At 57.0% G+C, this 24,214-nt stretch carries 24 protein-coding genes; 18 read left to right on the forward strand and 6 right to left on the reverse strand.

The window, feature by feature from the left end; translation table 11 throughout:
* Positions 1-31 precede the first annotated feature (31 nt).
* The 3 genes from G516_RS0108755 to G516_RS0108765 all read left to right on the forward strand — a co-directional run bounded on the left by G516_RS0108755 (position 32) and on the right by G516_RS0108765 (position 3,627).
* Positions 32-1,234 (forward strand): DUF1513 domain-containing protein, encoded by a 1,203-nt coding sequence (locus G516_RS0108755; RefSeq protein WP_169449512.1) that lies wholly within the window; start codon positions 32-34, stop codon positions 1,232-1,234.
* Positions 1,235-1,239: 5 nt separating this feature from the next.
* Entirely contained in the window at positions 1,240-2,349 is a 1,110-nt protein-coding gene (locus G516_RS0108760; RefSeq protein ID WP_051219141.1) for an imelysin family protein, read from the forward strand.
* A 99-nt stretch (positions 2,350-2,448) separates the two neighbouring features.
* Entirely contained in the window at positions 2,449-3,627 is a 1,179-nt protein-coding gene (locus G516_RS0108765) for a porin (RefSeq protein WP_036535492.1), read from the forward strand.
* Between the two features lie 105 nt (positions 3,628-3,732).
* Here the strand turns inward: G516_RS0108765 and G516_RS23835 are convergent, their stop codons facing one another.
* From G516_RS23835 to gpmI, 4 genes are all read right to left on the reverse strand, one after another.
* A complete protein-coding gene (locus tag G516_RS23835) occupies positions 3,733-4,884 on the reverse strand; it encodes a divergent polysaccharide deacetylase family protein (protein ID WP_051219142.1) in 1,152 nt (383 codons plus the stop codon).
* 37 nt (positions 4,885-4,921) lie between these two features.
* The gene (locus G516_RS21725; protein WP_036535495.1) at positions 4,922-6,352 is read right to left on the reverse strand and encodes a S41 family peptidase; all 1,431 of its coding nucleotides are present in this window, start codon (positions 6,350-6,352) and stop codon (positions 4,922-4,924) included.
* A gap of 94 nt (positions 6,353-6,446) precedes the next feature.
* Entirely contained in the window at positions 6,447-7,604 is a 1,158-nt protein-coding gene (locus G516_RS0108780; RefSeq protein ID WP_028293338.1) for a murein hydrolase activator EnvC family protein, read from the reverse strand.
* Between the two features lie 81 nt (positions 7,605-7,685).
* Positions 7,686-9,218, reverse strand: a complete 1,533-nt coding sequence (gene gpmI, locus G516_RS0108785) for a 2,3-bisphosphoglycerate-independent phosphoglycerate mutase (RefSeq protein ID WP_028293339.1) — start codon at positions 9,216-9,218, stop codon at positions 7,686-7,688.
* Between the two features lie 678 nt (positions 9,219-9,896).
* On the opposite strand from gpmI, the gene G516_RS0108790 reads away from it, so the two are divergent.
* From G516_RS0108790 to G516_RS0108800, 3 genes are all read left to right on the forward strand, one after another.
* A complete protein-coding gene (locus tag G516_RS0108790) occupies positions 9,897-10,310 on the forward strand; it encodes a rhodanese-like domain-containing protein (RefSeq protein WP_028293340.1) in 414 nt (137 codons plus the stop codon).
* 15 nt (positions 10,311-10,325) lie between these two features.
* A complete protein-coding gene (gene secB / locus G516_RS0108795; protein ID WP_028293341.1) occupies positions 10,326-10,793 on the forward strand; it encodes a protein-export chaperone SecB in 468 nt (155 codons plus the stop codon).
* 94 nt (positions 10,794-10,887) lie between these two features.
* Complete coding sequence (locus tag G516_RS0108800; RefSeq protein ID WP_028293342.1) at positions 10,888-11,433, forward strand: DUF1439 domain-containing protein; 546 nt, start codon at positions 10,888-10,890, stop codon at positions 11,431-11,433.
* Between the two features lie 132 nt (positions 11,434-11,565).
* Here G516_RS0108800 and trmL read toward each other — a convergent pair whose 3' ends face one another.
* Complete coding sequence (gene trmL, locus G516_RS0108805) at positions 11,566-12,051, reverse strand: tRNA (uridine(34)/cytosine(34)/5-carboxymethylaminomethyluridine(34)-2'-O)-methyltransferase TrmL (RefSeq protein WP_028293343.1); 486 nt, start codon at positions 12,049-12,051, stop codon at positions 11,566-11,568.
* Positions 12,052-12,278: 227 nt separating this feature from the next.
* On the opposite strand from trmL, the gene G516_RS0108810 reads away from it, so the two are divergent.
* The 8 genes from G516_RS0108810 to G516_RS0108845 all read left to right on the forward strand — a co-directional run bounded on the left by G516_RS0108810 (position 12,279) and on the right by G516_RS0108845 (position 20,429).
* Positions 12,279-13,316 carry a type IV pilus biogenesis protein PilM gene (locus G516_RS0108810; RefSeq protein ID WP_156878994.1) on the forward strand — a complete coding sequence of 346 codons (1,038 nt, stop codon included), beginning with the start codon at positions 12,279-12,281 and terminating at the stop codon, positions 13,314-13,316.
* Positions 13,313-14,026 (forward strand): PilN domain-containing protein, encoded by a 714-nt coding sequence (locus tag G516_RS0108815; protein WP_028293345.1) that lies wholly within the window; start codon positions 13,313-13,315, stop codon positions 14,024-14,026. Before G516_RS0108810 ends, G516_RS0108815 begins: the two co-directional genes overlap by 4 nt.
* On the forward strand, positions 14,019-14,708 hold the full coding sequence (locus tag G516_RS0108820) for a hypothetical protein (RefSeq protein WP_028293346.1): 690 nt from the start codon (positions 14,019-14,021) through the stop codon (positions 14,706-14,708). The genes G516_RS0108815 and G516_RS0108820 overlap by 8 nt, the downstream gene beginning before the upstream one ends.
* A 295-nt stretch (positions 14,709-15,003) precedes the next feature.
* The gene (locus G516_RS0108825; protein ID WP_028293347.1) at positions 15,004-15,396 is read left to right on the forward strand and encodes a hypothetical protein; all 393 of its coding nucleotides are present in this window, start codon (positions 15,004-15,006) and stop codon (positions 15,394-15,396) included.
* Positions 15,393-17,087: a pilus (MSHA type) biogenesis protein MshL gene (gene mshL, locus G516_RS21730; protein WP_084644964.1), complete on the forward strand. Its 1,695-nt coding sequence runs from the start codon at positions 15,393-15,395 to the stop codon at positions 17,085-17,087. Before G516_RS0108825 ends, mshL begins: the two co-directional genes overlap by 4 nt.
* On the forward strand, positions 17,065-17,478 hold the full coding sequence (locus G516_RS0108835) for a hypothetical protein (RefSeq protein ID WP_028293348.1): 414 nt from the start codon (positions 17,065-17,067) through the stop codon (positions 17,476-17,478). Before mshL ends, G516_RS0108835 begins: the two co-directional genes overlap by 23 nt.
* Positions 17,479-17,502: 24 nt before the next feature.
* Positions 17,503-19,206, forward strand: a complete 1,704-nt coding sequence (locus G516_RS0108840) for a GspE/PulE family protein (RefSeq protein WP_028293349.1) — start codon at positions 17,503-17,505, stop codon at positions 19,204-19,206.
* The gene (locus G516_RS0108845) at positions 19,206-20,429 is read left to right on the forward strand and encodes a type II secretion system F family protein (RefSeq protein WP_028293350.1); all 1,224 of its coding nucleotides are present in this window, start codon (positions 19,206-19,208) and stop codon (positions 20,427-20,429) included. The genes G516_RS0108840 and G516_RS0108845 overlap by 1 nt, the downstream gene beginning before the upstream one ends.
* A gap of 300 nt (positions 20,430-20,729) precedes the next feature.
* On the opposite strand, the gene G516_RS0108850 is transcribed toward G516_RS0108845, so the two are convergent.
* Positions 20,730-21,497 carry a 3-hydroxybutyrate dehydrogenase gene (locus tag G516_RS0108850; RefSeq protein WP_028293351.1) on the reverse strand — a complete coding sequence of 256 codons (768 nt, stop codon included), beginning with the start codon at positions 21,495-21,497 and terminating at the stop codon, positions 20,730-20,732.
* A gap of 428 nt (positions 21,498-21,925) precedes the next feature.
* Here G516_RS0108850 and G516_RS21735 point away from each other — a divergent pair, with 428 nt between their 5' ends.
* The 4 genes from G516_RS21735 to G516_RS21750 are packed head-to-tail and all read left to right on the forward strand — an operon-like array spanning position 21,926 to position 24,181.
* Complete coding sequence (locus G516_RS21735; RefSeq protein ID WP_036535505.1) at positions 21,926-22,345, forward strand: type II secretion system protein; 420 nt, start codon at positions 21,926-21,928, stop codon at positions 22,343-22,345.
* A gap of 9 nt (positions 22,346-22,354) precedes the next feature.
* Positions 22,355-22,831 (forward strand): prepilin-type N-terminal cleavage/methylation domain-containing protein, encoded by a 477-nt coding sequence (locus G516_RS23840; RefSeq protein ID WP_051219145.1) that lies wholly within the window; start codon positions 22,355-22,357, stop codon positions 22,829-22,831.
* Positions 22,812-23,339, forward strand: coding sequence for a type IV pilus modification PilV family protein (locus G516_RS23845; RefSeq protein WP_051219147.1), 528 nt, complete (start codon positions 22,812-22,814; stop codon positions 23,337-23,339). Before G516_RS23840 ends, G516_RS23845 begins: the two co-directional genes overlap by 20 nt.
* A complete protein-coding gene (locus tag G516_RS21750; protein ID WP_051219148.1) occupies positions 23,339-24,181 on the forward strand; it encodes a type II secretion system protein in 843 nt (280 codons plus the stop codon). The genes G516_RS23845 and G516_RS21750 overlap by 1 nt, the downstream gene beginning before the upstream one ends.
* Positions 24,182-24,214: the final 33 nt, after the last annotated feature.

The raw sequence follows: 24,214 nt of genomic DNA on the forward strand, positions 1-24,214 counted from the left end.
GCGGGGAGCTGGCAAGCAGAAGGACTTGGGTGTGAACAAGCAGAACAACAGTGCGGCTATCAGTCGTCGTCAATTGTTGAAAGCAACCGCTATCGCCGGAACGGCGATAGCGGGTGGCAGTGCGCTACTACCTTCTTCGGTGTGGGCTGCAGGTAAGAATCAGGACGCTGCCATTGCTGGCACCGAAACCTGGATCAGTGCCCAGGGCAACGCCGATACTGGCTACTTTGCCAGTTGGATCACCGATGGCGAATATCAGCCATTGGTGCAATCCGCAGCCAGCGGCTTTCGCGGTCATGCGTTGGCCCAGCACTCCGGTCGGCCAGAGTTGCTGGTGATGTTTGCTCGTCGCCCGGGGACTCACGCCCTGGTGGTGAACATGCTGACGGGCGAAGTTGAACAGCGCATTGAATGTGCTGAACATCACCATATGCACGGCCATGGCTGCTTTGATCAAACCGGTGAGCTGCTGTTCACCACCGAATCCAATTACCAGACCGGCGTCGGCAAACTGGTGATCCGCAACACGCGTAGCTGGCAAGTCGAAGGCGAGTTCCTGACTCACGGCATTGGCCCCCATGACGTTCATCTGATGCCAGACCAGAAAACCCTGGTGGTGGCCAACGGCGGTTTGCTGACCCACCCGGATAGCGGTCGTAAGGTGCTGAATCTCGACACCATGGACCCATCGCTGGTGTACCTGTCGCTGTATAACGGTGAGCTGATCAGTCAGCATCGCTTGCCGGAAAGCAAAGCCAGTATTCGCCATTTGGCCGTTGCCAATGACGGCACGGTCGCCGTGGCGACCCAGCTGCAACGCCCGGCAATGACGGACAACCGGTTGGTGCCACTGGGTGCCATTCACAAGCCCGGTGCTGAAATGCAGCTGCTGCAATGCCCCGAATCCCTGACCGTTGCCTTCAACGATTACATGGGCAGCGTTGCCATCAATGAAAAAGAGCGGGTCGCCGGTTTTACCAGCCCTCGTGGCGACATTGCCGCGTTCTGGCACATGGATCGGGGGGAGCTGGTGGGCTATCACCCGTTTCATGATGTCTGCGGCCTGACCGTCACCCGCGACCAACAGTATTTTGTGATGAGCAATTCAAAAGGGGATATCCGCCTGCTGGATGCCCTCAGTATGAAGGAAGATCGCTCGCACCGTCTCAGCTTTGCAGGCAAGCACTGGGACAATCATATGTTTACCATCACCCTCCCGGATCAGGCAGTTTAAAACGGATGAAATCAATCACATCAGGTGGCGCTCGCGCCGTGCTGGCGGCCACAGCAGCAGGATTGCTGTTGAGTGGCTGCGGCGGTGAACGCGCCAACGACGAAGCCGCGCTCAGTGCCGGGTCTGTGGACCTGGCGCTGGAGCAGATCATCGACAATACCGTCATTCCATCGGCCCAGGCTTTTCAGTCTCAGGTGAGCGCCTTCAACAGTGCGGCCAGCAGCTTCTGCGCCAGCCCGGATGCAACCGGGTTAAGCAATCTGCAAAGCAGCTGGAACGCCATGGCGCTGGCCTGGTACGGACTGGTGCCGTTCAACTTTGGCCCGCTGTTTGACGATACGGTTTTCCCACAGTACCAATACATCGATTCCTATCGGGTTCGTGGTACGGATTACACCGCCACGGTACGCACCAATCAGTCTGGCCTGATCAATGGTGATACCGAGTTAAGCAGCAGTTACTTCGACGCGCGTACCTTTCAATATGTGGGTTTGCTGGCGCTGGAAGTAGCCAGCTACGAAGCACTGGCAGACGGTGTGACCGACGACAACCGCACCGATGCGGCGACGGTATTGGCAGAATATCAGGCGTCGGATCGCCGCTGCGGCATTCTGACGGGGCTGGCGGGCAGTTTGCAGAACCGCGCTGACTACGTGGTGAATGGCTGGACGCTGGATTCGCAGTCGTCCGGCACACCGTACCGCGACCTGTTTCTGGCGGGCGAAACCATTGATGGCGCAGAGCCACTGACCGAAATGATCAGCGCGGTGCAGAGCTATCTGGATTACCTGCAACAGCGCAACACGGTGGCTAACGTGGCTCAGATTGCGGGCACCAGCTGGGCCCAAATGAGCGCGTCTATTGCCAGCATTGAAGCAACGCTGGCGGGCACAGAAAACTCCACCATTACACTGTTTGGACTGATGACCGCAGGCGGTAACAGCGCCGACGTGGACACGGTGCAGGCCAATATCGATGCCGCGCGGGTTGCGATTGCCAGTGAAAACACCACCGACTTCAATAGTCTGGCGGCCGAGCTGGATGGCAACTTCAAACGTGAAATCCCCGACGGGCTGGATGTCAGTCTGGGCATTAATTTCAGCGATGGCGACTGATCGCCAGCGCAGTGTTCAGCGAACACAGAGAACCTGTTCGACAGCGCCTGCTCAGGTTTGAGTGGGCTGGAATCCGATTTCTTTATTCAGGAACGAACCATGAAATTTACTTTGGCACCTCTGGCGATTGCGGTCGCCACTGTTTTTGCACTGCCTGCCAGTGCCGCCACCCAGGAAGACCAGGCGGAAACCATTCGCCAACTGGAAGCGCGTATTCAGCAACTGGAAGAAACGCTGGATGAACGCGTTGATTTTCTGGCCGACGCGATTGAGCGCCAGCAGCAGGATTCCATCGCCAGTCGCGTACATTTTGGCGGCTACGGCGAGCTGAACTACAGCAACCTGGATGTTGACGGTGAAGACGTTCGCGAAATGGACTTCCGCCGTTGGGTGCTGTTTGTGGGCTATGAGTTCAACAACTGGGTCAGCTTCCACTCCGAGTTTGAAGTAGAGCACACGGTAGTACCGGCCTCTGACGGTACCGGCGCGGTTGAGCTGGAGCAGGCGTATCTGGAATTCAAACTGGCTGACGACAAGCAGCTGAAAACCGGTATTCAGTTGATGCCGGTGGGCATCATCAGCGAAACCCATGAGCCGGTAACCTACTATGGCGTTGAGCGCCCGGTACTGGAAACTACGTTGATTCCAACCACCTGGTTTGCCGGTGGTGTGATGTACTCTCAGCAGTTCAGCAATGGTTTGAGCTATGACGTGTTTCTGTCGGAAGGCTTGCAGACCGATGACCCAACCACGGATTCTGAAGCCGATCCATTCGACATCAAGTCCGGCAAGCAGAAAACCCACTACGCCAACATGTTTGATCTGGCCACCACGGCGCGCATCAAATACACCGGCATCGCCGGTCTGGAACTGGCGGCTTATGCCCAGTACCAGCCAGACCTGGATCAGAGTGCTGAAGAGTCATACGCCGACTCTGCCACCATGCTGGGTGGCCACGCGGTGTATCAGTTCAACAGCGTAACCGGCAAGTTTATGTACGTGCGTTGGGATCTGGCTGGCGACGCGGCCAAGGAAGCAGGTAAGGACGTGCAGGACGGCATGCAGGCTGAAGTGTCCTGGAAGCCGCTCGAAGCTCTGGGTGTGTTCGGTCGTCAGACCTATTGGTCGGTGGAGCAGGGCGTGGATGCTAGCCAGACGGATATGGGTGTGAATTATTACCCGATTTCCGATGTGGTGTTCAAAGCCAGCTACCAGCTGCAGAACGAAGACGCGGGTAACACCGATGGCTTCTATCTGGGCATGGGCTACCAGTTCTGATGTATTGATTGATTGCGTCAGCCAGCGGCTGGCTGACGCCTTCTTTTTCTTCTAACGCTACTCTATTCCGCCAGACGCCAGACGCCAGACGCCAGACGGCCCGGCTCAGGGAATCAGCGTCAGGTTCTTCTGTTCGCCATTCGGCAATTCCACCGTCAGCATCGACGCATTGGCAGATCGCTTGTTGTCTTCAGACTGATGCTGCGCCAGCAGTAAGCCGCCTCCCTGTGCCTTCAGCTTGGCTATGGCTTGTCGGGTTTTGGCCTGAGCCTTGCGGCGTTGTTTGGCTTGCTCCAGCTCAATGGCTTTGGCTCGGGTTTGCTGAGCCAGCTGGACCCGGTGGGCATCAAACGGTAGCAGGGTATCCAGTTTTTTGAGTGTTAAGCCTGCTGGTAGCGGCGCCAAAGTCACCGTCTGCTGACGGGTTTGCGGATGACTGGTTTTCTGAATAGTTGGCTGAATATGGTTCCTGGTAGCAGCCTCGGGGTTGGGGTTCGGGGTGGTCAGTGCGGCTGGCGCTGGCAGCTCATGGTTGTGCTCTACCGGGGCGGCTTCGGTTTGGGTGATGCTGATTTCGCCGGACAGTTTGGCGTGCAGGTACGCCATGCTTTCTTTGTAGGGATGACCAATCAGAATCGCGCGGCCGCGTTTTTCCGCAATGGCAACGGCTTTGTTGAACTGGGCTTCCAACGCCTGATAGCTGCGGTCGTTGTCCAGAAATACATCCCGCGACAGCACCGCAATGCCCGCCGCTTTGGCTTGTCGGGCGGCACAACTGTTGGCAATGGTACGGCTGTCGACAAAGAACAGCTGGCGCTGTTGCGCGACTTCCATGGCCCAGCGCATTTTCTCGCAGTCCTGGGTCAGCAGACTGCCCATGTGGTTATTGAAGCCGCTGACGTGCGGGATAACATCCAGGCTGTGATTCAGCGTTTGCTTGAACTGCTGTTCGGTCATGTCCGGATACAGGCCACCGGCACCCAACGGCACGCCCGCGGTATTGGCCATTGGCGCATGCAGCATCACGTTATGGCCTTGTTGCCAGGCTTGTTCGGCCAGTCGTTTGGCGTAGGGGGTTTCGGGCAGGAAAGCCAGATTGACGGGGGCGGGCAGGCTGACGGCTTGCTCGCCCAGGGCGCGGTTGTTGCCGACGTCGTCAATCACAATAATCAGTTCACCGGCGCAGGCCGTGTTACCGTTGAATAACAGCGCCAGGGTGAGTGCTGCCGTGGCAGGCAGCCAGTGTTTTATGGTCATGCACACTTCGTTGTTGGCTGCCGCAGCAGCAAGTTCATCAGGACTCGTTGGTCTGGGCCGTGTTGTGCTTACGAGCTCCCAGAATGCTCATGCCGCGTAACAGGGTGTGAGCCTCGTACAGCTGGAAGTCCCGTTCCAACAAGTCGTTGGTAGTAGGACCAGTATTGCTATTTTCAGTTGCAGCCGTCGAGGACTCTGTCGGCGTTTTTGTATCCGCTGATGGGTTGGCCTGTTTCGATGGGTTGCTGAGGTGGCCGCGCAAGTCGGCTTCCTTGAAGGTGCGGCGGCTGGCAATAGGTGTCACGTCGCTCTGCTCGACCCGAATGTCCGGGGTGATGCCCTTGGCCTGAATCGAACGGCCGTTCGGGGTGAAGTAGCGTGCGGTGGTTAATTTAATTGCCTTGTCGTTGGCCAGTGGCAGGATGGTCTGCACCGAGCCTTTGCCAAACGATTGGGTGCCGACCACAACCGCCCGGTGATGATCCTGCAAGGCTCCGGCAACAATTTCTGATGCTGACGCCGAGCCGCCGTTGATCAGAACGATCAATGGCATATCCGGCATTCGGGTTTGGCTAGTGGCGCTGAATTTCAGCTCGGAAGACGGATCACGGCCTTCGGTATACACAATCAGGCCGTCGTTCAAAAAGGCATTGGAGACATCCACGGCAGCGTTTAGTACGCCACCGGGGTTGTTGCGCAGGTCGAGAATCACGCCATTGAGCGCTTCGCCTTGCCAGTCTTGCAGGGCCTTGTTCAGCTCGTTGCCGGTTTGGTCCTGAAACTGGGTGATGCGGACGTAGCCAATGGCATCGCTGAGCAGTTTGGCGCGCACGCTGCGGCTTTTGATTTCGTCACGCGTCAGCGTGTAGCTGAGCAACTCCGGGTCTTTGTTGCGACGAATCTCCAGCGTGATTTCGCTACCGGGTTCGCCGCGCATTTTCTCAATGGCATCGCTCAGCGACATGCCCATCACGGCTTCGCCATCCAGCGTCACAATAAGGTCTCCGGCCTGAATACCGGCACGTTCTGCGGGGGTGTCGTCGATCGGGCTGATGACCCGAATCAGGCCTTCTTCCTGACCCACTTCAAGGCCCAGACCGCCGAACTTGCCTGAGGTAGACTCTCGCAGGTGGCTGAAATCATCCGGTTGCAGGTACATGGAATGTGGGTCTAACGACGTCAGCATGCCGTTGATGGCATAGCCAAACAGGGTTTCGTCGTCGACTTCTTCAACGTAGGCACCACGAATACGCTCAAACACTTCGGCGAAATTACGCAGTTCTTCCAGTGGCAGTTGGCCGCGCTGCGGGGCTGGGGCTGAAGCTTCTACCGGTTGTGCTGAGTCGGTTTGCGCAGCGCTTGCCGCTGCGTCGTTGCTGTCTGCCTGACTACGAAGTGGCAGGGTGGCTCCACCCAGGGCAACAGCGGTCAGTAACAAGGAAAAAAGCGCAGACCTGGATAGCGTCATAAAAGATCCGATTGGTGGTGTACCCAATTAGCATGGCACAAAAAACAGGGGCAGTTAAATTTTGCGATTCATCGGTCTGTTGCTGAGCGGCTGCCTATTTCCGTGCCAGCCAGGCGGCGGGATCTTGTGGGCGGCCCTGATAGCGAATTTCAAAGTACAACCGCGGTTCTGTCAGACCACCACTGCGGCCCACGGCGCCAATGATATCGCCGGAATTGACCCAGTCGCCGACGTCGTACATCAGGGTCTGATTGTGGGCATAGAGGGTCATGTAGCCATCGCCATGGTCGATGATCATTAGCAAACCAAAGCCACGCAGCCAGTTGGAGTAGACCACCCGGCCATGATGCACGGCACGGATCGGCTGGCCTTCGGGAGCGGCAATCAGCCAGCCTTCCCAGTTGCCCGCACCACTGCTGTTGGGGTTGCCAAACGCGGCGACGACGCGGCCAGCCAACGGTTGTGGCAGCTTGCGCTTGAGGCTTTTGAAGGGGCGGGCGTCGTTCTTGCGTGGGCTTTTTTCCACCAGGGTTTGCACTTCATCCAACAGCGCTTCCAGCCGTTTGCGGTCGGCCTGTTTCTGCTGCAAGCGCTGCTTCTCTGAGCTTACCTGGGTTTGCAGCTTGGCCAGCAGTTGCTGCTGCTGACGTTTCTGGTCTGCCAGGGTGGCGCTGCGCTGGTCGAGCGTGCTCTGGGTTTGTTGCAGTTGGCGCTGCTGGGCGAGAATTTCTTCTTCAATGCGCGACAGCCGTTGCAGTTCGGCGATGGTGGTGTGGATCTGTTCCACCCGAGCCTGATTGAAATAGCCAAAGTATTTCATCATGCGCTGGGCCTCTTGCGGATCGGTCTGGTTCAGCAATGCCTTGATGGGGCCGTCGGAACCCAGTTTCTGGGCCGCTTGCAATTGTTCACGTAAACGACGGGTATGGCTGCTGCGCAGCTCATCCAGCTGCGCCTGATCCTGTTGGAGCTTTTTTAGGCGGTTTTGCTCCTGCTGCAATTGTTGGCGAATCTTTTCGACTTCGCGGGCAGTTGCGCCAATGTCTTTGTCGGTTTTTTGCAGCGATTTGGAAAGGCGGGATTGTTCGGTGTTGGCTTCGTCGAGCCATTGTTGCAGCTTGCTGATTTCGGCCTTCAAGGCTTTCAGTTTGGCTTCGTCACTGTCGTTGGCGAAGGCGCGATGAGGGGCCAATGCCAGCGTTGCAGCCATCAAACCAGCCAGTGCGATACTGACCACGGTAGTGCGTTTCATGGTCCAGCCAAATTCCTTGCAAGCCTGTGAATGTCGGTCAGCACCCGGGGCAATGCCTGCCGGGTGCTGTCGAGCGTTGAATCAGCTGTAGTCTACCAGCGAAACGCCAGTCATTTCTGCTGGCTGTTCAATACCCATCATAGACAACAGGGTTGGGGCAATGTCACACAAACGACCGGCGTTCAGAGTGCCTTGTGGGCGTTCGTTCACATAAATCAGGTTTACCGGGCCGGTGGTGTGCTGGGTCATTGGACGGCCCTGGCTGTCGAGCATTTGCTCGGCGTTGCCGTGGTCGGCGGTGATCAGGCATTCGCCACCCACTTCCAGAATGGCTTCAGTCACCTTGGCCAGCGCATCGTCGATGGCTTCGGCCGCTTTCACCGCGGCGTCGAATTTACCGGTGTGACCCACCATGTCGCCGTTGGCGTAGTTACACACGATCAGGTCATAGCCGCCGTTCTTGATGGCATCGACCAGCTTGTCGGTCACTTCCGGAGCGGACATTTCCGGTTGCAGGTCGTAAGTGGCCACGTCCGGGGAGTTCACCAGAATACGGGTTTCACCGTCGTATTTTTTCTCGCGACCGCCAGAGAAGAAGAAGGTCACGTGTGCGTATTTTTCGGTTTCCGCAATGCGCAGCTGCTTCATGCCCAGGTTGGACACGTACTCACCCAGGCTGTTGCTGAGCGCTTCTGGCGGGAAGGCGCAGCTGGCGTCGATGTCGGCAGCGTATTCGGTCAGCATCACGAAGTCGGACAACTGTGGACGCTGGGCGCGCTCGAAACCGCTGAAATCGTCTTCAACAAAGGCGCGGGTCAGCTCACGGGCACGGTCAGGACGGAAGTTGTAGAAGATGATGGCATCGCCGTCTTTTACCGGTGCAGCGTCCCCCAGCAGGGTAGCTTTGACGAATTCGTCGTTTTCATCACGCTCATAAGCGGCTTTCAGGCCTTCAACGCCGTTAGGCGCGCTGTATTCGGCTTTGCCTTCGGTCATCAGGTCGTAGGCTGCTTGCACACGATCCCAACGGTTGTCGCGGTCCATAGCAAAGTAACGGCCAACAATACCGGTCAGGCGGGCGTTGCCCAGTTCGGCACACTTGGCTTCGATTTTGGCAATGGAGTCTTCGGCAGAGCGAGGCGGCATGTCGCGGCCATCCAGAATACCGGTAATGGTCACTTGCTCGATGCCCTTGGCCTTGGCCATTTCCAGCAGCGCGATCAGGTGATCTTCGTGGGAGTGAACACCGCCCGGAGACATCAAACCGGTGAAGTGCACGGCACCGCCAGCGGCCTTGGCCTTGTCCATAGCAGCAACCAATGCTGCATTGGTGGCCAGTTCGCCATCGGCAATGGCTTTGTTAATGCGGGTGTAGTTCTGGTACACGATGCGACCAGCGCCGAGGTTCATATGGCCCACTTCGGAGTTGCCCATCTGGCCATCCGGCAAGCCCACCGCAGAACCGGAGGTTTGAATCAGCGTGTTCGGGAAGGCGTCCAGCAAACGGTCCCAGGTTGGGGTGTTGGCGTTGGCAATGGCGTTGTTGTCCGTTTCTTCGCGGAAGCCCCAACCATCAAGGATGATAAGAGCAACTGGTGCTGGTCGCTGAGTCATAAGGTTTTCCCGTGTATCGAATTCGTTATTGCAATTGATTGTACTTAAACGGCGGGGCTGATCCCAGTACGTAACGATGTTGATCCGATACGACAGCGAATTCTGAATAGCTCTAACAGTTTATGGCTATTGGCCAGTGGGTTTTTATAGTCATGGTTGTTTTTGTCGCTGTCAGGCTGCTCTAATGCCAGACACTTACTGACACGAATGTCATAAAAACGTATTTTTTGCCAATTAGTCTGGCGCGCTTCCGGAAGGCAAGGGACCCTCTGAATAACTCGGTGCCCGCTCTGGATGACAGGGCGACGCTGAGTCACGAAGCTGATTTGCAGGCCTGACGGGTCAAGTCAAAAATCAGCGACACAGAGTCAGCAATGCCCTGCCATCCCCTTCGGGCGCGGTCTGCAGGCCACCAGAACGGTGTTGGCGAATTTGGGAAGGACTGGTCATTCCGCTGCATTCGCCGCCTTGTTCTGACAACCTGCAGGACTCGCGCACGACTGCATGGATGCAGGAGGTAGGGCGAAGCAGGAAGCCAGAGCCGAGAGCTGTGCAGAATTATTCAGAGGGTCCCAAGCTGTTGTGGGTGATCGGATTAAATCGCGGCTCTCCACAGGACAGCAGCCTTGTGTGTGGTTATACTCCTGCGCTGATTTTCATCTGGCAATGACGAGAACTATGAATCAGATCTTCGAATTCATCGGCAACTACTGGTGGCTGGTAGCTATCTGGGCGGGTTTCATGATTGCTCTGCTGCTGGACAACCGCAGCCGTAGCGGTCTTTCGGTATCACCTTCACAGGCGACCAGCCTGATCAACCGTGAAGGTGCTGTTGTGGTCGATATCCGTGACAAGAAAGACTTCAAATCCGGCCATATGTCCGGCGCGATCAACATCCCGTTCGGGGATCTGGCCAAGCGCCTGGGCGAATTGGAGCCTCACAAGGGCAAGCCGGTTGTACTGGTATGCAAAACCGGTAACACCGTGTCCATGGCTTCCAAAATGCTGAAGGAAAAAGGCTTTAACGCCGTCCGTCTGGCGGGTGGCATGATGGAATGGAATGCACAGAACCTTCCGGTCGTTCGTAAATAAAACCAGGAAATACTTATGTCTGAGAACCAACAACCACAATTTGCCCTGCAGCGTGTTTACATCAAGGACGCTTCTATCGAAGTACCTGGTGCACCGGTTATTTTCACCAAAGAGTGGAAGCCTGAAATCAAACTGGACCTGAACTCTGGCGCTCGTCGCGTTGACGACAAGCACTACGAAGTGAACATCAAGGCCACCGTGACCGCCAAGCTGGGCGACGACACCGCCTTCCTGGTTGAAGTGATGCAAGCTGGCCTGTTCCTGGCGGACAACATTCCGGAAGAACAGCTGAAGCCAATGCTGGGCGCCATGTGCCCGAACATCCTGTTCCCTTACCTGCGTGAGTCGGTAGACAGCCTGGTGGTTAAAGGTGGTTTCCCGGCTCTGATGCTGGCGCCAATCAACTTTGACGCCCTGTACCAGCAGCGTATGCAGCAAGAAGCCGCTCAGGCTGCTGAAGAAGGTCAGGAAACCGTTCAATAAGAACCGGTTTGCTGTTTCCTTTCAAACGCCCGGCAACGCCGGGCGTTTTTTATGGTCGAACGCCTCCGCCGATTGGGTTTTCAGGATTTATCGCATGTCTGCTCGTATCTTTACTTCTATTCGCACGCTGGGACTGGCTCTGTTACTGGCACTGACCAGCAGCCTGGCCTCCGCCTACACCATTGAACTGACTGAAGCCGAGCTGCAGCAGCGGCTGGAAAGCATGATGCCGATGCATCGTGATCGGTATTTCATGAAGGTGACCCTCGACAAGCCGGAACTGGATCTGACTCTGGGCGATGGCTTACTGGGTTTTGGCGCGCTGATGACGGTTGAAGCGCCTGGAGACCTGGGCGGTGACGTAAAAGTGAAGATTGCCGGTGAGCTTGTTTACAACGCGGATCGCGGCACCTTTTATCTGAAGAAACCGAAAATCCTCAGCATGGATTCCAGTCATATCTCGGTAGGAAATCAGGCGCAGGTGAAATCCGTGATTGAACCGCTGGCCAGCAAATACCTGGAGCGCAAGCCGGTGTATACGCTGGACGATGAAGACCTGAAACAGAAACTGGCCAAAGCGGTGCTGAAGTCGGTGACGGTGCAGGACAACAAACTGGTGCTGGAATTGTCGCCGTTCTGATCATTTGCCGGGTACATCAAGTATTTGCAGGGCGGTGGAGATCGAGAGCAAGCTCTCTCCCACAGTCCTGTTAGCTTCCCGACCCAGACCTCAGACCTCAGAGGCTACGCGCCCCGCCCAACTTCCGTCCTCTCAGCCCATTCCGGGTCCTTCAAATCTGGCGCCGCCAAAGCCATTCTGGCGCCACGCTTCGTACACCACAATCGCTACGGTATTGGACAGGTTCAGACTGCGGCTGTCGGGCAGCATCGGCAGCCGCATCCAGTGCTGTGCCGGGAAGGTTTGCAGCACTTCTGCTGGCAAGCCGCGGGTTTCCGGGCCAAACAAAAAGTAGTCGCCGTCTTTTAATTCTGCGCTGGAAGGCACCGTGGAGCCTTTGGTGGTAAACGGAAACAGCCGCTCGGGCTTGGCTTCTTCAATGAAAGCAGCGAAGTCGGCGTAGGTTTTGACGTTGGCAAATTCGTGATAGTCCAGCCCGGCCCGGCGCAAGGCCTTCTCTTCCATATTGAAACCCAGCGGCTCAATCAAATGCAGCTGACAACCGGTATTGGCACACAAACGGATGATGTTGCCGGTGTTGGGTGGAATCTCAGGTTCAAACAAAACGATATGAAACATGGCGCGGTGACGGCTCGGAACAAACGGCCGCACAGAATACCGTGCCCAAGGATGCGCTCCAAATTCTCTTCATTTGTGAACTGTAAAAATTGACGGCTCGCTTTGGCCTGCCCAGCAGAATCATAAAACCTGTCTACACTGACAGTAATCACAAATTGGACATGACTAACATGCGCTGGCCCTGGCAACGAAATACCAATCACGGACATGGCTCTGTTGGGATTGCAATGCACAAATCCGGAGCCATGGCCGCGGTTGCGATGCAAAACAACCTGGTGGTTTCCATGCTGTCACTCGACCACATCGACTGGTCGCACCTGGGGCAGTGGGTGAAACAGCTGGGCTGGAAACGCTTTCAAAGCACACTGGTACTGCCGTATCAGGATTATCAGCTGCAAATGCTTCCGGCACCTGACGTTGAGGATCATGAGCTGGCGGATGCCATGCGCTTCCGGCTGGGCGAACTCACCACGACACCTTTGGAGAAACTGCAGGTACAGGCATTCCGGTTACCGCCAGATGCCTATCGCGGCCGTCAGAGCATGGCCTTTGTGGCCTTTGCCGAGCAGTCGGCGGTGTTCCAACAGGTGCAGGGCTGCCGTGAGCAGGATTTGCGTCTGGAGCACATCACCATTGGCGAGATGGCGTTGCTGGATCTGGTGGCTGAAGTGGAGCCGGAAGCCAGCATCGCGTTGCTGCAGCTGGACGATACCTCGGGCAAAACCCTGCTGTACAGCAACGGTGCCCTGTATTTGCGGCGTGACTTCAACGTCGGTTATCAAACCGTGGCCAGTGAACTGGAAACCCTCAAACCCAAGGCTGCCCCCGAGCCTGAGCCTGTATCGGCCAGTGATCCATCACAAGACGACATGGGTAGCAGCGACGAGCAGCCAGACGGCATTGTCGAAGGTCTTACTGCCAGTGAACTGACCCTGAGTGACGACTTTGCGCTCAATAAGCCTCTGGTTAATCACCCTGAACTGGACCGTCTGACCCTCGAAATCCAACGCTCGCTTGACTACTTCGACAGCCAATTGGCGATGGGCGTGGTGGGGCAATTGTGGCTGGTGACATCGGGCAGTCCGTTGGAAGACAGCCTGCTGGAAGCGCTGGAACAGCAACTTAACCTGCCGTGTCGACGGTTTTCCTTGCGTACCTGGCTGAATGATACGGAATCAGACTGGAACCATGCCACCTCCTGCGCCCTGGGGGCAGCACTCGGAATCAGCCATGAAGTGGTGAGTGAGTCGGAGGATATTTCATGACCTGGAAAGTCCGCCAGCGCGTCAACTTCTTCACCGAGGAGTTTCGTCCTACCCGTCTGCCTGTGCCCGTGCGCAAACTGCTGATCGAGTCGGGGCTGATTGTGCTGTTTCTGGGTGTGGTGGCTGTTGGTGGCGTGGTGGCGGATGTGTATCAAAAACATCGGGTCGGTGACGCCGAACAGCGGCTGGCGCAGCTGGATATTGCCATTAACAAAGAACAACAACGGCTGGTGGTGCCCGCGATGGACAGTCGCTTGCAGCAGCAGGTGATCGCTGCGGAAAAATCGGTATTTCACGCCACCCAGCAGTTGAACTACCTGCAAAGCAGCCGTGGCAAAGGTCAGCTCGGCCAAGCGGGCGCAGGAAGTAATCGCGGCGATTTCCTGTCCCTGATGAGCCAACTGGGCGAGGTACGCCTCAGCAGTGTTTGGCTGTCGGAAACGCGCCTGAGTCAACGGGGCGACCACGTGGTACTGGCGGGTTTGCTGCAAACGCCGGATGCGGTTTCCAGCTATCTGGACGAACTCAGAAAGCTGCCGTCCTGGCAGGGCGTGGTGTTCCAGCAGCTGGACGTTAATGAACAAGGCCGTGGGTACAGCTTCAGGCTCGATACCCGACAGCGGCCGCCGGAAGGCAGTGCGGCATCGGCTTTACGTCGTCAAGGTTTGGACGCCAGTGCCGTTATGACCGATGGAGGCGGCTATGAGTAATCGTGAAACCCTCTTGCTGACTCGCCTGGTCGATTACCTGATGGGGCTGGAACCCCGTGAATTCCGGCTGTTACGTATCACGCTGCTTATGTCGCTGTCGGTGATTGGTTTGGTACTGGTCGAGCCGTTGTGGAGCAACGCCAATCGAGCAGCCAATTTGGCCAACGAACTGGAACACAAACAGCGAGCCTTGCAGCAATCCCTCGCCAGTCTGTCGGCGCAGGTCATGGTCGACCCTAACGATGTGTTGCAACAGCAGTTACAGCAGTTGCAGCAACAGCAAGGCGTTCTGGTGCAGCAAACGGCGGCGTTGTCGCGCGACATTCTGCAACCGCATCAAATGGCCGCTCTGCTGAAGCGGGTATTGAAAGACACCAAGGGCCTGAAGTTAGTGTCGCTGGAGAACCTGCCGTCGATGGCTATTCGACCGAATCAGGCCAAGGTGGCGGATAGTGACGCCGACGACGCGATGGCCAATGCGCCGCTGTTCTGGCAGCACCGTTTTCGCATTCGGATGAAAGCCACCTGGGCGGGCACGGTGAATTACCTGAAAGCACTGGAGAGCAGCGAACACACGCTGTTCTGGCAGGCGCTGGATTACCAGTTGGGAAGCTACCCTTGGGGCGAGCTGGAGTTGGAAGTATTCACCCTGAGTACCCGTAAGGAGGTCATCGGTGTCTAGGGACCCTCTGAATAACTCGGTGCCCGCTCTGGATGACAGGGCGAAGCTGAGTCCCAAAGCTGATTTGCAGGCCTGGCGGGTCAAGTCAAAAAGCAGCGACACAGAGTTAGCGATGCCCTGTCATCCCCTTCGGGCGCGGCCTTCAGCTCGCCAGAACGGCGTTGGCGAACTTGAAAAGGACTCGTCATTTCGCTGCGTTCGCCGCCTTGTTCTGACAACCTGCAGGACTCGCGCAGAGCTGTGCAGAGTTATTCAGAGGGCCCCTGGTGGCTCTTTGAAATTCAGGACATTGCTTATGTGCGCTGCACTGCTGCTCTTGGTCACAGGCCGAGCGCAGGCCGACGACCCCACCAAACCGCCGTCCTGGGCGGGAGCAGCGCCTGCTCCAAGTGTGCAGCGAGCAGCACCAGCGAAGCTGGAACTGAGCCAGATTTTGCACGGTGCAACGCCGGTCGCGGTGATCAATGGTCAGGCGGTATCGGCCGGTAACAAGGTCGATGGCTGGCTGGTCGAGCGCATCGTCAGTGATCGGGTGATTGCTCGTAAAGGCAACCGTAAACGCACTCTGGTGCTGGCCGTTGCCAGTGTTAAACGTCCGGCCGCCGACGGCCCGACTCCGAAGATTTATCGTCTGCCTGCCAATCAAGCAGAGTCCGGCAAGGCAGCAACAGAAGGTGATGTTCAATGACAGCAATACGGAAATCGATGAACAAGCCGTGGTTTAACCAACTTGCGGGGCCTGCGACGTCTGTTCGCCGGTTGCCACAGGCCTTGTTGGCCATTTGCCTGATGGGGTTGGCCAGTTGCAGCACCCAGCCGACCAACACCCGGGTTGCCAGCGATATTTTGCCAATTGAAATCCCGCCTGCTGCCGACCGACAGCGTAACCGGGCGGCTGGAGACAGTATTCCGGCACTGGATCAGCATCAGCAATCGCTGGCGATGGACAAGGTGGAGTACTTTGATGTGGTGGCCGACAACACCCCGGCGACCGCGTTCTTTAACAGTCTGGTGGAAGGCACCGGGGTAAACCTGCTGTTGCACCCGGAAGTCAGCGGCAACATCACCCTTACCCTGCGTCATGTCACCTTGCCGGAGGTGCTGGAAGCCCTGCGCGATATCTACGGCTACGACTTCAGCGTCACCAACTACGGTGTGCAGATCATGCCCGCCAAACAGCAGACCCGCATGTATCCGGTCAACTACCTGAACGTTACCCGTAAAGGTCGTTCTGGCATGCAAGTCAGCAGTGGTCAGGTCAGTCAACAGGATCTCAGTAGCTCGGACAGCAATAGCTCGTCTAATGTAACCAGTACCCAGACGATCAATTCCAGCGAGGTTGAAACCGAATCCCAGGCTGATTTCTGGCAGCAGCTGCGCTCGACGCTGCAACTGTTGGTGCAGGATGAAGAAAACGCCAGCGTGGTGGTGGACGCTCACGCCGGTATTGTCATTGTGCAAGCCAAGCCTGCGACGCAGAAAGCGATCTCCACCTATTTGCACCGGGCTGAAATCAGTGTGCAAAAACAGGTATTGATTGAAACCAAGATCCTCGAAGTGTCTCTCAATGATGGCTATCAGCAGGGCATCGACTGGGCGGCGCTGGTGGCCAGCAACAGCCGCGGCTCCATCACCGCCGGGCAAGGGGCGGTGGCGTTGGAGAATGCCGACCGTATTGGTGGCATTTTCTCGATGGGATTCAACATTGGCGACTTCACCAGTGCGGTGGAGTTGCTGGAAACCCAGGGCGATGTGCGGGTGCTGTCGAGCCCGCGGATTGCCACGGTCAACAACCAGAAAGCCGTGATCAAGGTTGGCTCGGATGAGTTCTTTGTGACCGAGGTGAGTACCACTACAACCACCTCGACGACCGGCTCAACCCAGTCTCCGGATATTGAGCTGACACCGTTTTTCAGCGGTATTGCGCTGGATGTTACGCCACAGGTCAGCAGCGACGAAGAGGTGATTCTGCACGTTCACCCAACGGTGACGGAAGTGGAAGAACGGGTGAAGACGGTTGAACTGGGCAGCGAAGAATTCAACCTGCCATTGGCGTACAGCACAGTGCGTGAAACCGACTCCATCATCCGGGCACAGTCCGGTCAGGTGGTGGTGATTGGTGGTTTGATGCAAAACCGCGTCGAAACCACCGAAGCCAGTGTGCCGGTGTTAGGCAGCATTCCGATCCTTGGCTGGTTATTCCGCCAGGAGCGGCAACAAAACATACAAAGTGAGCTGGTGATTCTGATTCAGCCTCACATCGTCGACGGCGCCACGCCGGTACGGGAGATTGAGGCCATCAATCGTCGATTTTCGACGATAGCGCCAGCGGCTCGTACCCCGGAGGGCCAAAACCATGAATCAAGCCTGGCGAACTGACGCCGATATCAACAGTAACACCGCCAGCGACCGCAGCGGGGCAACGTCCGGTCAGGAGAGCTGGCCCGCCCCGGCCGCGCTGGTGTTTGGTTTGGCGGGTATCTTTTTTGCCACCGTGATGGTCACCAGTTGGCTGTTGCATCTGACCGGCATCAATGAACACGGTTTGCTGGAGCGTCACCAGCGACCGCTGCCGACAGTGCGCAGGCCAGATCCGGTCGTGCCTGTGGCAGAAACCCTGGAAAAGGTGGTGAATAAGGCCGTCAAACCGATCGAACCCCATCCGGTCGAGGCACCAGTAATGACCGAAGTGGATCTCAGTAACCGGGTTGTTGCCCCCACGCCTCATGCATCCGTGGCGGCGTTCGGGCATTCGGCCAACAGCCGGTAACACACAGCAGGAGTAGGGCGAGGGATGACAAAACGGGTACGCATTGGCGATTTGTTGCTGGAACGCAACCTGATTACAGATACCCAGTTGCAGCAGGCGTTGGCTGAACAGAAACGCTCGGGCAAAAAACTGGGTCGTGCCATTACCGATCTCGGCTTCCTGCCCGAGGAGCAGTTGCTGAGTGCGCTGGCCGAATACTTCGACTACCCCTTTATCGATCTTTCCCGTTTTCGTCTGGACTCCCGCCTGGTGCAGCGTTTGCCCGAAAGCCAGGCACGCCGATACCGGGCGCTGGTGCTGAGCGAAGAACCCGGCGGCTACCGGGTTGGCATGGCCGACCCGACCGATCTGATGCTGGTGGACGAAATCCAGCGCACGCTGGGCAAAACCGTGTTGCCAGCCTTCGTAAAAGAACAGGAACTGCTGGCGTTGCTGGATACCCAGTACCGCCGACAGGAGCAAATTGCCTCCATCGCCGGTGAGCTGGAAGGCGAACTGCAAGCCAGCGACTTCGACATCGACCAGATGGCGTTGGACTCCGAAGCCGGTGAGGCGCCGGTGGTGCGGCTGCTGCAAAACATTCTTGAAGATGCCGTACAGGTGAAAGCCTCCGATATTCACATTGAACCGGAAGAAAACCTGCTGCGTATTCGCCTGCGAATCGATGGCGAATTGCAGGAACAGATCATGAAAGAACGGCGGGTGGCCTCGGCGCTGGTGTCGCGTCTGAAGATTATGTCCGGTCTGGATATTTCCGAAAAACGCCTGCCGCAAGACGGCCGTTTTAACATCCGGGTGATGAACAAGAACATCGACGTGCGTCTGTCGACCATGCCGGTGCCCTTTGGTGAATCGGTGGTGATGCGTTTGCTCGACCAGTCGGCCGGCTTGCTCGATATCGAAAAACTCGGCATGCCCGAGGTACTGCGAAAACGTTACCTGCACCTGATTCGTCGTCCTCACGGCCTGATTCTGGTTACCGGCCCAACCGGCTCGGGTAAAACCACCACCTTGTACGCCTCGCTCAATCAGCTGAATACGCCAGAAAAGAAAATCATCACCGCCGAAGACCCGATCGAATACCGTCTGCCGCGTATCAATCAGGTGCAGGTGAATCCCAAGGTTGGGCTGGAGTTTGCCACTGTGCTGCGAGCCGCCTTGCGTCAGGACCCGGACGTGGTGCTGGTGGGGGAAATGCGTGATCAGGAAACCGCCGAAATTGGCCTGCGCGCTGCCATGACCGGCCACATGGTGTTGTCGACCTTGCACACCAACGATGCCGCCTCCAGCGCCATGCGCTTGCTGGACATGGGGGTGGATTCCTATCTGGTGGCCTCATCGTTGCGGGCGGTGGTGGCGCAGCGTCTGATCAAACGTCTGTGCCCACACTGCAAACAAGCACATCAACCCAATGCCCAGGAAAAAGTCTGGCTCAACAATCTTGAGCAGGGCGCGGGTGAACGAACCTATCTGATTGGCCGTGGCTGTCACCAGTGCCACAACACCGGTTACCAGGGGCGTATTGGTATTTACGAACTGCTGGAAATGACAGCGCCGTTGGTTACCGCCCTGCGCGATAACAACCCTAACCAGTTTGCGCTGGAAGCAGCTCGCCAACCGGAATTCCGTTCATTGGCTTTGGGCGCGCTGGACTACGCCCGCCACGGCGTCACCTCGGTTGAGGAAATCTTCCGCGTTGCCGCCACTCTGGATGAAGGGGACGGCTGATGCCTGTTTATCTGTATCGCGGTAAAGACAGCGAGGGGCGGCCGGTACAAGGTCAGATGGTGTCGCAGGACCAGGGCACTGCCTCCCGTGTGTTGCAGCGTCAGGGCGTGATGCTGTTGGGGCTGGAAGAGAAACAAAAAGACGCCAAAGCCAGCGGCGACAGTCGGGATCTGTTCAAACGCCGTAACATCAAAATGGACGAAAAGATTTTGATGACCCGCCAGCTATACGCGCTGACGCGATCTGGTGTGCCGATCATACGCGCGCTGACGGGCTTGTCGGAGTCATCCCCCAACCCTGAAATCAAGCGGGTGTTAGGGGAAATGGCCCGCACGCTGACAGCCGGTGGCGACCTCACCACGGCATTCCGGCAGCATCCGAAGGTGTTCTCGCCCATTTACATCAGCATGGTGCAAGTGGGCGAAACAACCGGACGGCTGTCAGAGGCCTTGCAAGCATTGATCAATCACCTGGAAATGGAACGTGAAACCATCCGACGGGTATCCACCGCCATGCGCTACCCGACCCTGGTGATTTTTTCTATGGTGGCCGCCATGACCATCGTCACCCTGTATGTGATACCGAACTTTGCTCCGGTGTTTGCCAGCATGGATGCCGAACTGCCGTGGGCAACCCGAGCGCTGATGGCGACCTCTGAATTTGCGGTAAACAACGGTGCAGGGATTGCCGTTGCCCTGATAGTGGCTGGCTTGCTGCTCTGGAAATACATCCAGACGCCGGGCGGTGGACTGCAATGGGATCGCCTGAAACTGCGCCTGCCGGTGTTTGGCTCCCTGTTCGAGCGGATTGCCCTTGGACGCTTTTCCCGCTCGTTGTCGATGATGATCGACGCTGGGGTTCCCATCCTCAGAAGCCTCGCCATCGTATCCGACACCGTGGGTAACAAGTACATTGGCGCTGCCGTCCGGCGTATGCAAACCGGCGTCGAGAGGGGAGAACGACTGACCCAAACCGCCGCTAACACAGGGCTGTTCACACCGCTGGTGTTGCAAATGATGTCGGTGGGGGAAGAAACCGGCTCCATCGACCGGCTGATGAACGACGTTGCTGATTTCTATGAAGAAGAAGTCGACTACGAACTGAAATTCCTCGCCGACGCCATCGAACCCCTGATGCTTGGATTTATGGCCGTACTGGTCCTGATACTGGCACTGGGCGTCTTCCTGCCAATCTGGGAACTCGGCGCCGCCGCACGGGGTTAAGTGTTTCACCTAACAACGTAGGTACAGCCTGGCTTACTCGTTCATGTAGGTCAGATAAAGACGCGTAGCGGCTGCCATCTGACGTCACCATGTTGGATGGCACTCGCTGCGCTCGCTTATCCCACCTACGTTTCCCCCACGCCTTGTAGAATCCGGGAGCGCGGGCGGCTCGCCCGCTAACCGATACAGCCCACTTCGTAGGAGCAGGCTTGCATGCGAATGATCCGACAGGGAGAAGCGGTGCGCAGCGCGCACCCTACATGGTGCTAGATTCGCCGACTCCCGACTCCCGACCTCAGCTCAACGAGCCACCCAGCCGCCGTCGAGCACCATGGTTTGGCCAGTGATGTTCTTCGCTGCCGGGCTGGCCAAAAATGCCACGGTTTCGGCAATTTCGCTGATATCAATAAACTGCTTTTTCGGCATCGGTTCCAACATGATCTTGTTGATCACGTCTTCTTCAGAAATGCCGTTTTCCTTGGCTTGGTTGGCAATCTGCTTTTCCACCAGCGGCGTTTTCACATACGACGGGCAGATGGTGTTGATGGTGATGTCGGTATCGCCGGTTTCCAATGCCACAGTTTTGGCAAAGCCAATCAAGCCGTGCTTAGCGGCGACATAGGCGGATTTATACGGCGACGCCACCAGGCTGTGGATCGAACCAATATTGATAATGCGGCCGTAGCCCCCTTCACGCATCGATGGCAGCAGAGCGCGGGTCAGCATCGCAGGCCCCACCAGCATTACATCAATCAGCAGTTTCCAGCGGTCGGCGGGGAAGTCTTCCAGTTTCGATACGTATTGCAGGCCGGCGTTATTGACCACCACATTGACCGGATCGTCGGCCAGTTTGGCCGCCATGGCGTCAATGGCGTTGACGTCGGATATATCGGCGGCGACGCCGTTGGCATCAATGCCTTGCTCTTTCAATGAGCTGACCGCGCTATCAATGGCTTCCTGAGATATATCCGACACCATAATGCGAGCGCCCTGTTTGCCCAGGGTTTCCGCAATACCAAGACCGATACCGCTGGCCCCACCTGTAACAAGAATATGCAGATTGTTCATTTTTCAGCCTCCTATGGCAGTGATCTGACTATAGCAAGGTGATTCGGCCGTCGTTATCGACTTTGGGTGAAGAGTGTCGACATGGTCGCCGTTGCTGTGGGGTAGAGAGTTCTTCGAGCGGAATGGTTCAGACAACACTCTGTGTCATGGGGCTTGGGTTGGGCGCGGCTCAGGTATCGGCCAGGGTTTCGGTGTCGATGTCGACGGGAATTGATCTTCTAAACCAATAACTTGCGTCAAATATCAGCCGTTTTGGCGGGCTCTGTAGACTTTCTGTGAATTTTAGTAATAAGCCGGGCAGAGGCATGCCGGTGGTCTATGTTTAAGAGACATTGATTAACGGTTACAAACCTAACGGTTACCTCGCAAATGCTGGGTGCTCGGCACGGTGAGTGACCCCACCACCAGGTGTTTTTCAGGAGTTGGATATGAAACGTAATTCTGGCTTTACCCTGATCGAATTGATCATGGTGATTGTGATTCTCGGGGTCTTGTCTGCGTTTGCTCTGCCGCGTTTTGCGGACTTGAGTGGCGATGCAGAGCAGGCCAGTGCTGAGGCGTTGGCAGGTTCCCTGCGCTCCGCTGCAAACATTGCTCATGCGACCTTCCTGTCCGGTGGTAGCACTACGCCGATCACGCTGGAAGGAAACAGCATCACCATTGTCAACGGCTACCCGGATTACCTGACCATCGAAGATGCCATTACCGCAGATGGTTACGGTAATGCGAACGAGGTTGAAGTGTCGGGCGGTCAATCTACCGCTGACTGGACCGTGGGTGACTGTACTGTGACCTACACCGAAGCCGCGGCTGGCTCAACGCCAACGGTTGCGGTTACTGGCTGCTAACGGCTTGCCATGAAGCAAAAACCGAAAGGATTCACACTGGTTGAACTGGTCATGGTGCTGGTGCTGGTGGGAATCCTTTCGTCGTTCGCGGCCAGTCTGTTTGCCACCCGCGACAATTATGATCAGCGCATAGTCGCTGATTTTGTGGTTTCAGCGGTGCGTCAGGCCCAGCAAACGGCGTTGGCGCGCTCAACCGACAACGTCGCCCAATTGCAGCTCAGCAACAGTGGCTCTGAATGGTTGGGCCGGATTTCCGCACAAGGAGGCACAGTGCACACTCAGTCAATGGATCGGCATACCTTTTCCTTGCATGGCGGCACTGATATGGCAGCCGCCTGCTCATCTTTGCCAAGCCTGCCTTTGCAAATAGGCTTCGATGGCGATGGTGGCCTGACATCCGGCCAAAATTACCGCATCTGTGTGCCTTCCCGGTTGGAGGTGTGTGTCAGCGCTTCTGGTTACGCCTATGTTGGCAGCTGCCTCTAACAAGCGTTCAAACCGTCTCGGGCGATTAACCGCCGGGGGCTTCAGTCTGGTTGAAACCGTGATCACCATTATGGTGATTGCCGTTGCCCTGACGGCGGTGACCAGCAGCATGGACCTGTCGGTCCGGCGCGGCGCCGATCCGTTGTGGCAAGCCCGTGCTGTGCAAATGATGCAATCCTACTTCGATGACATATTGGCGTTACGCTTTCAGGACGAAACCCCACCGGGTGGTGGTGCGGTCGGCAGCTGCACGGTTGCCGGGCCGGAAGCGGGGGAGTCGGGTCGCGGCGACTACGATGACGTTGACGACTACGACGGTCTGGTAGAGCAGGGACAGTTTCTGGATACCGGCGCAGGCCCGGGTTCCCAGTATCAAATCTCTGTTTCGGTTCAGTGCCTGTCTGTCACTGTGGGGTCGACCAATGGCTTCACCAAGGTGATCAGCATCACCATGACGGGCAGCGTCGGCGAGACGCTGGTGATGTCGGCCATGCGGGGGGATTTCTGATGACAGCCCAACCGCGCATTGTGACCGCTCAAAGGGGCTTCACCCTGATCGAGATGATCATGGTGATTGTGATCCTCGGCATCATCAGTTTGATCAGCATGCGATTCGTCGGCTTGTATGTGCAAGGATGGGTCGACACCGGTGCCCGGGCGACCTTGTCGAGTGCGGCATATGTTGCCAGTGAGCAGATGTCGCGGGATATTCGCCGCGCTTTGCCCAACAGCGTGCGGGCTTTCAATGACGGCGGCAATGCCTGCCTGGAGCTGGTGCCGATTCGGGCCATGGCGGATTATTTATCGTTGCCAGTGGGCGAGTCTTCAACCGAAGCCGACGTCGTGGTGGTGCAAGGCATGGGCGTGGGCGACTCGGCGTATGTCGCCGTGTACCCAACATCCATTGCAGCGGTGTACGGCGCATCTGGCAGTGGACCTTCAGTGTCGGACGCCACCGCAGTGCTTGGTGCGGTCAGCAACAATACCCAAACATTGACGTTCTCCTCGCTGGAATCCTTTCCCTATCACTCGCCTGCTCGGCGACTGTATTTGGTCGATACCCCCATCGCCTGGTGCGAAGACGGTGCCGGCAGGCTGTGGCGATACGCCAATTACGGCTTTGCTTTGAACAGTGCGGCGTTGTTGCCCACCACCGATGCCAGCTTGCTGGTCGACAACCTGCTGCCCGGTTCCTTACGGTTTGAAGTAGCCGCCGCACAGTTACAGCGCAACGCCATTGTGCACCTGGAGTTTCGTACCTTGCGTGCGCGCCGGGACGGTAATACCGATGGTAACGGTGGCGAGCAAATGATCATCAACAGGGAGGTGCAACTGCTCAATGTGCCCTGACCTGAAGCGACTCATATACGCAAACAAACGCGT

The organism is Oceanobacter kriegii DSM 6294, assembly GCF_000422845.1.
In the GTDB taxonomy this organism is placed as follows: domain Bacteria; phylum Pseudomonadota; class Gammaproteobacteria; order Pseudomonadales; family Oceanobacteraceae; genus Oceanobacter; species Oceanobacter kriegii.

Bases quoted from the DNA above. Each gene is read 5' to 3' on its own strand.
- G516_RS0108760 (WP_051219141.1), top strand. From the start codon at position 1,240: ATGAAATCAATCACATCAGGTGGCGCTCGCGCCGTGCTGGCGGCCACA.
- G516_RS0108765 (WP_036535492.1), top strand. From the start codon at position 2,449: ATGAAATTTACTTTGGCACCTCTGGCGATTGCGGTCGCCACTGTTTTT.
- G516_RS23835 (WP_051219142.1), bottom strand. From the start codon at position 4,884: ATGACCATAAAACACTGGCTGCCTGCCACGGCAGCACTCACCCTGGCG.
- G516_RS21725 (WP_036535495.1), bottom strand. From the start codon at position 6,352: ATGACGCTATCCAGGTCTGCGCTTTTTTCCTTGTTACTGACCGCTGTT.
- G516_RS0108780 (WP_028293338.1), bottom strand. From the start codon at position 7,604: ATGAAACGCACTACCGTGGTCAGTATCGCACTGGCTGGTTTGATGGCT.
- gpmI (WP_028293339.1), bottom strand. From the start codon at position 9,218: ATGACTCAGCGACCAGCACCAGTTGCTCTTATCATCCTTGATGGTTGG.
- G516_RS0108790 (WP_028293340.1), top strand. From the start codon at position 9,897: ATGAATCAGATCTTCGAATTCATCGGCAACTACTGGTGGCTGGTAGCT.
- secB (WP_028293341.1), top strand. From the start codon at position 10,326: ATGTCTGAGAACCAACAACCACAATTTGCCCTGCAGCGTGTTTACATC.
- G516_RS0108800 (WP_028293342.1), top strand. From the start codon at position 10,888: ATGTCTGCTCGTATCTTTACTTCTATTCGCACGCTGGGACTGGCTCTG.
- trmL (WP_028293343.1), bottom strand. From the start codon at position 12,051: ATGTTTCATATCGTTTTGTTTGAACCTGAGATTCCACCCAACACCGGC.
- G516_RS0108810 (WP_156878994.1), top strand. From the start codon at position 12,279: ATGCACAAATCCGGAGCCATGGCCGCGGTTGCGATGCAAAACAACCTG.
- G516_RS0108815 (WP_028293345.1), top strand. From the start codon at position 13,313: ATGACCTGGAAAGTCCGCCAGCGCGTCAACTTCTTCACCGAGGAGTTT.
- G516_RS0108820 (WP_028293346.1), top strand. From the start codon at position 14,019: ATGAGTAATCGTGAAACCCTCTTGCTGACTCGCCTGGTCGATTACCTG.
- G516_RS0108825 (WP_028293347.1), top strand. From the start codon at position 15,004: ATGTGCGCTGCACTGCTGCTCTTGGTCACAGGCCGAGCGCAGGCCGAC.
- mshL (WP_084644964.1), top strand. From the start codon at position 15,393: ATGACAGCAATACGGAAATCGATGAACAAGCCGTGGTTTAACCAACTT.
- G516_RS0108835 (WP_028293348.1), top strand. From the start codon at position 17,065: ATGAATCAAGCCTGGCGAACTGACGCCGATATCAACAGTAACACCGCC.
- G516_RS0108840 (WP_028293349.1), top strand. From the start codon at position 17,503: ATGACAAAACGGGTACGCATTGGCGATTTGTTGCTGGAACGCAACCTG.
- G516_RS0108845 (WP_028293350.1), top strand. From the start codon at position 19,206: ATGCCTGTTTATCTGTATCGCGGTAAAGACAGCGAGGGGCGGCCGGTA.
- G516_RS0108850 (WP_028293351.1), bottom strand. From the start codon at position 21,497: ATGAACAATCTGCATATTCTTGTTACAGGTGGGGCCAGCGGTATCGGT.
- G516_RS21735 (WP_036535505.1), top strand. From the start codon at position 21,926: ATGAAACGTAATTCTGGCTTTACCCTGATCGAATTGATCATGGTGATT.
- G516_RS23840 (WP_051219145.1), top strand. From the start codon at position 22,355: ATGAAGCAAAAACCGAAAGGATTCACACTGGTTGAACTGGTCATGGTG.
- G516_RS23845 (WP_051219147.1), top strand. From the start codon at position 22,812: ATGTTGGCAGCTGCCTCTAACAAGCGTTCAAACCGTCTCGGGCGATTA.
- G516_RS21750 (WP_051219148.1), top strand. From the start codon at position 23,339: ATGACAGCCCAACCGCGCATTGTGACCGCTCAAAGGGGCTTCACCCTG.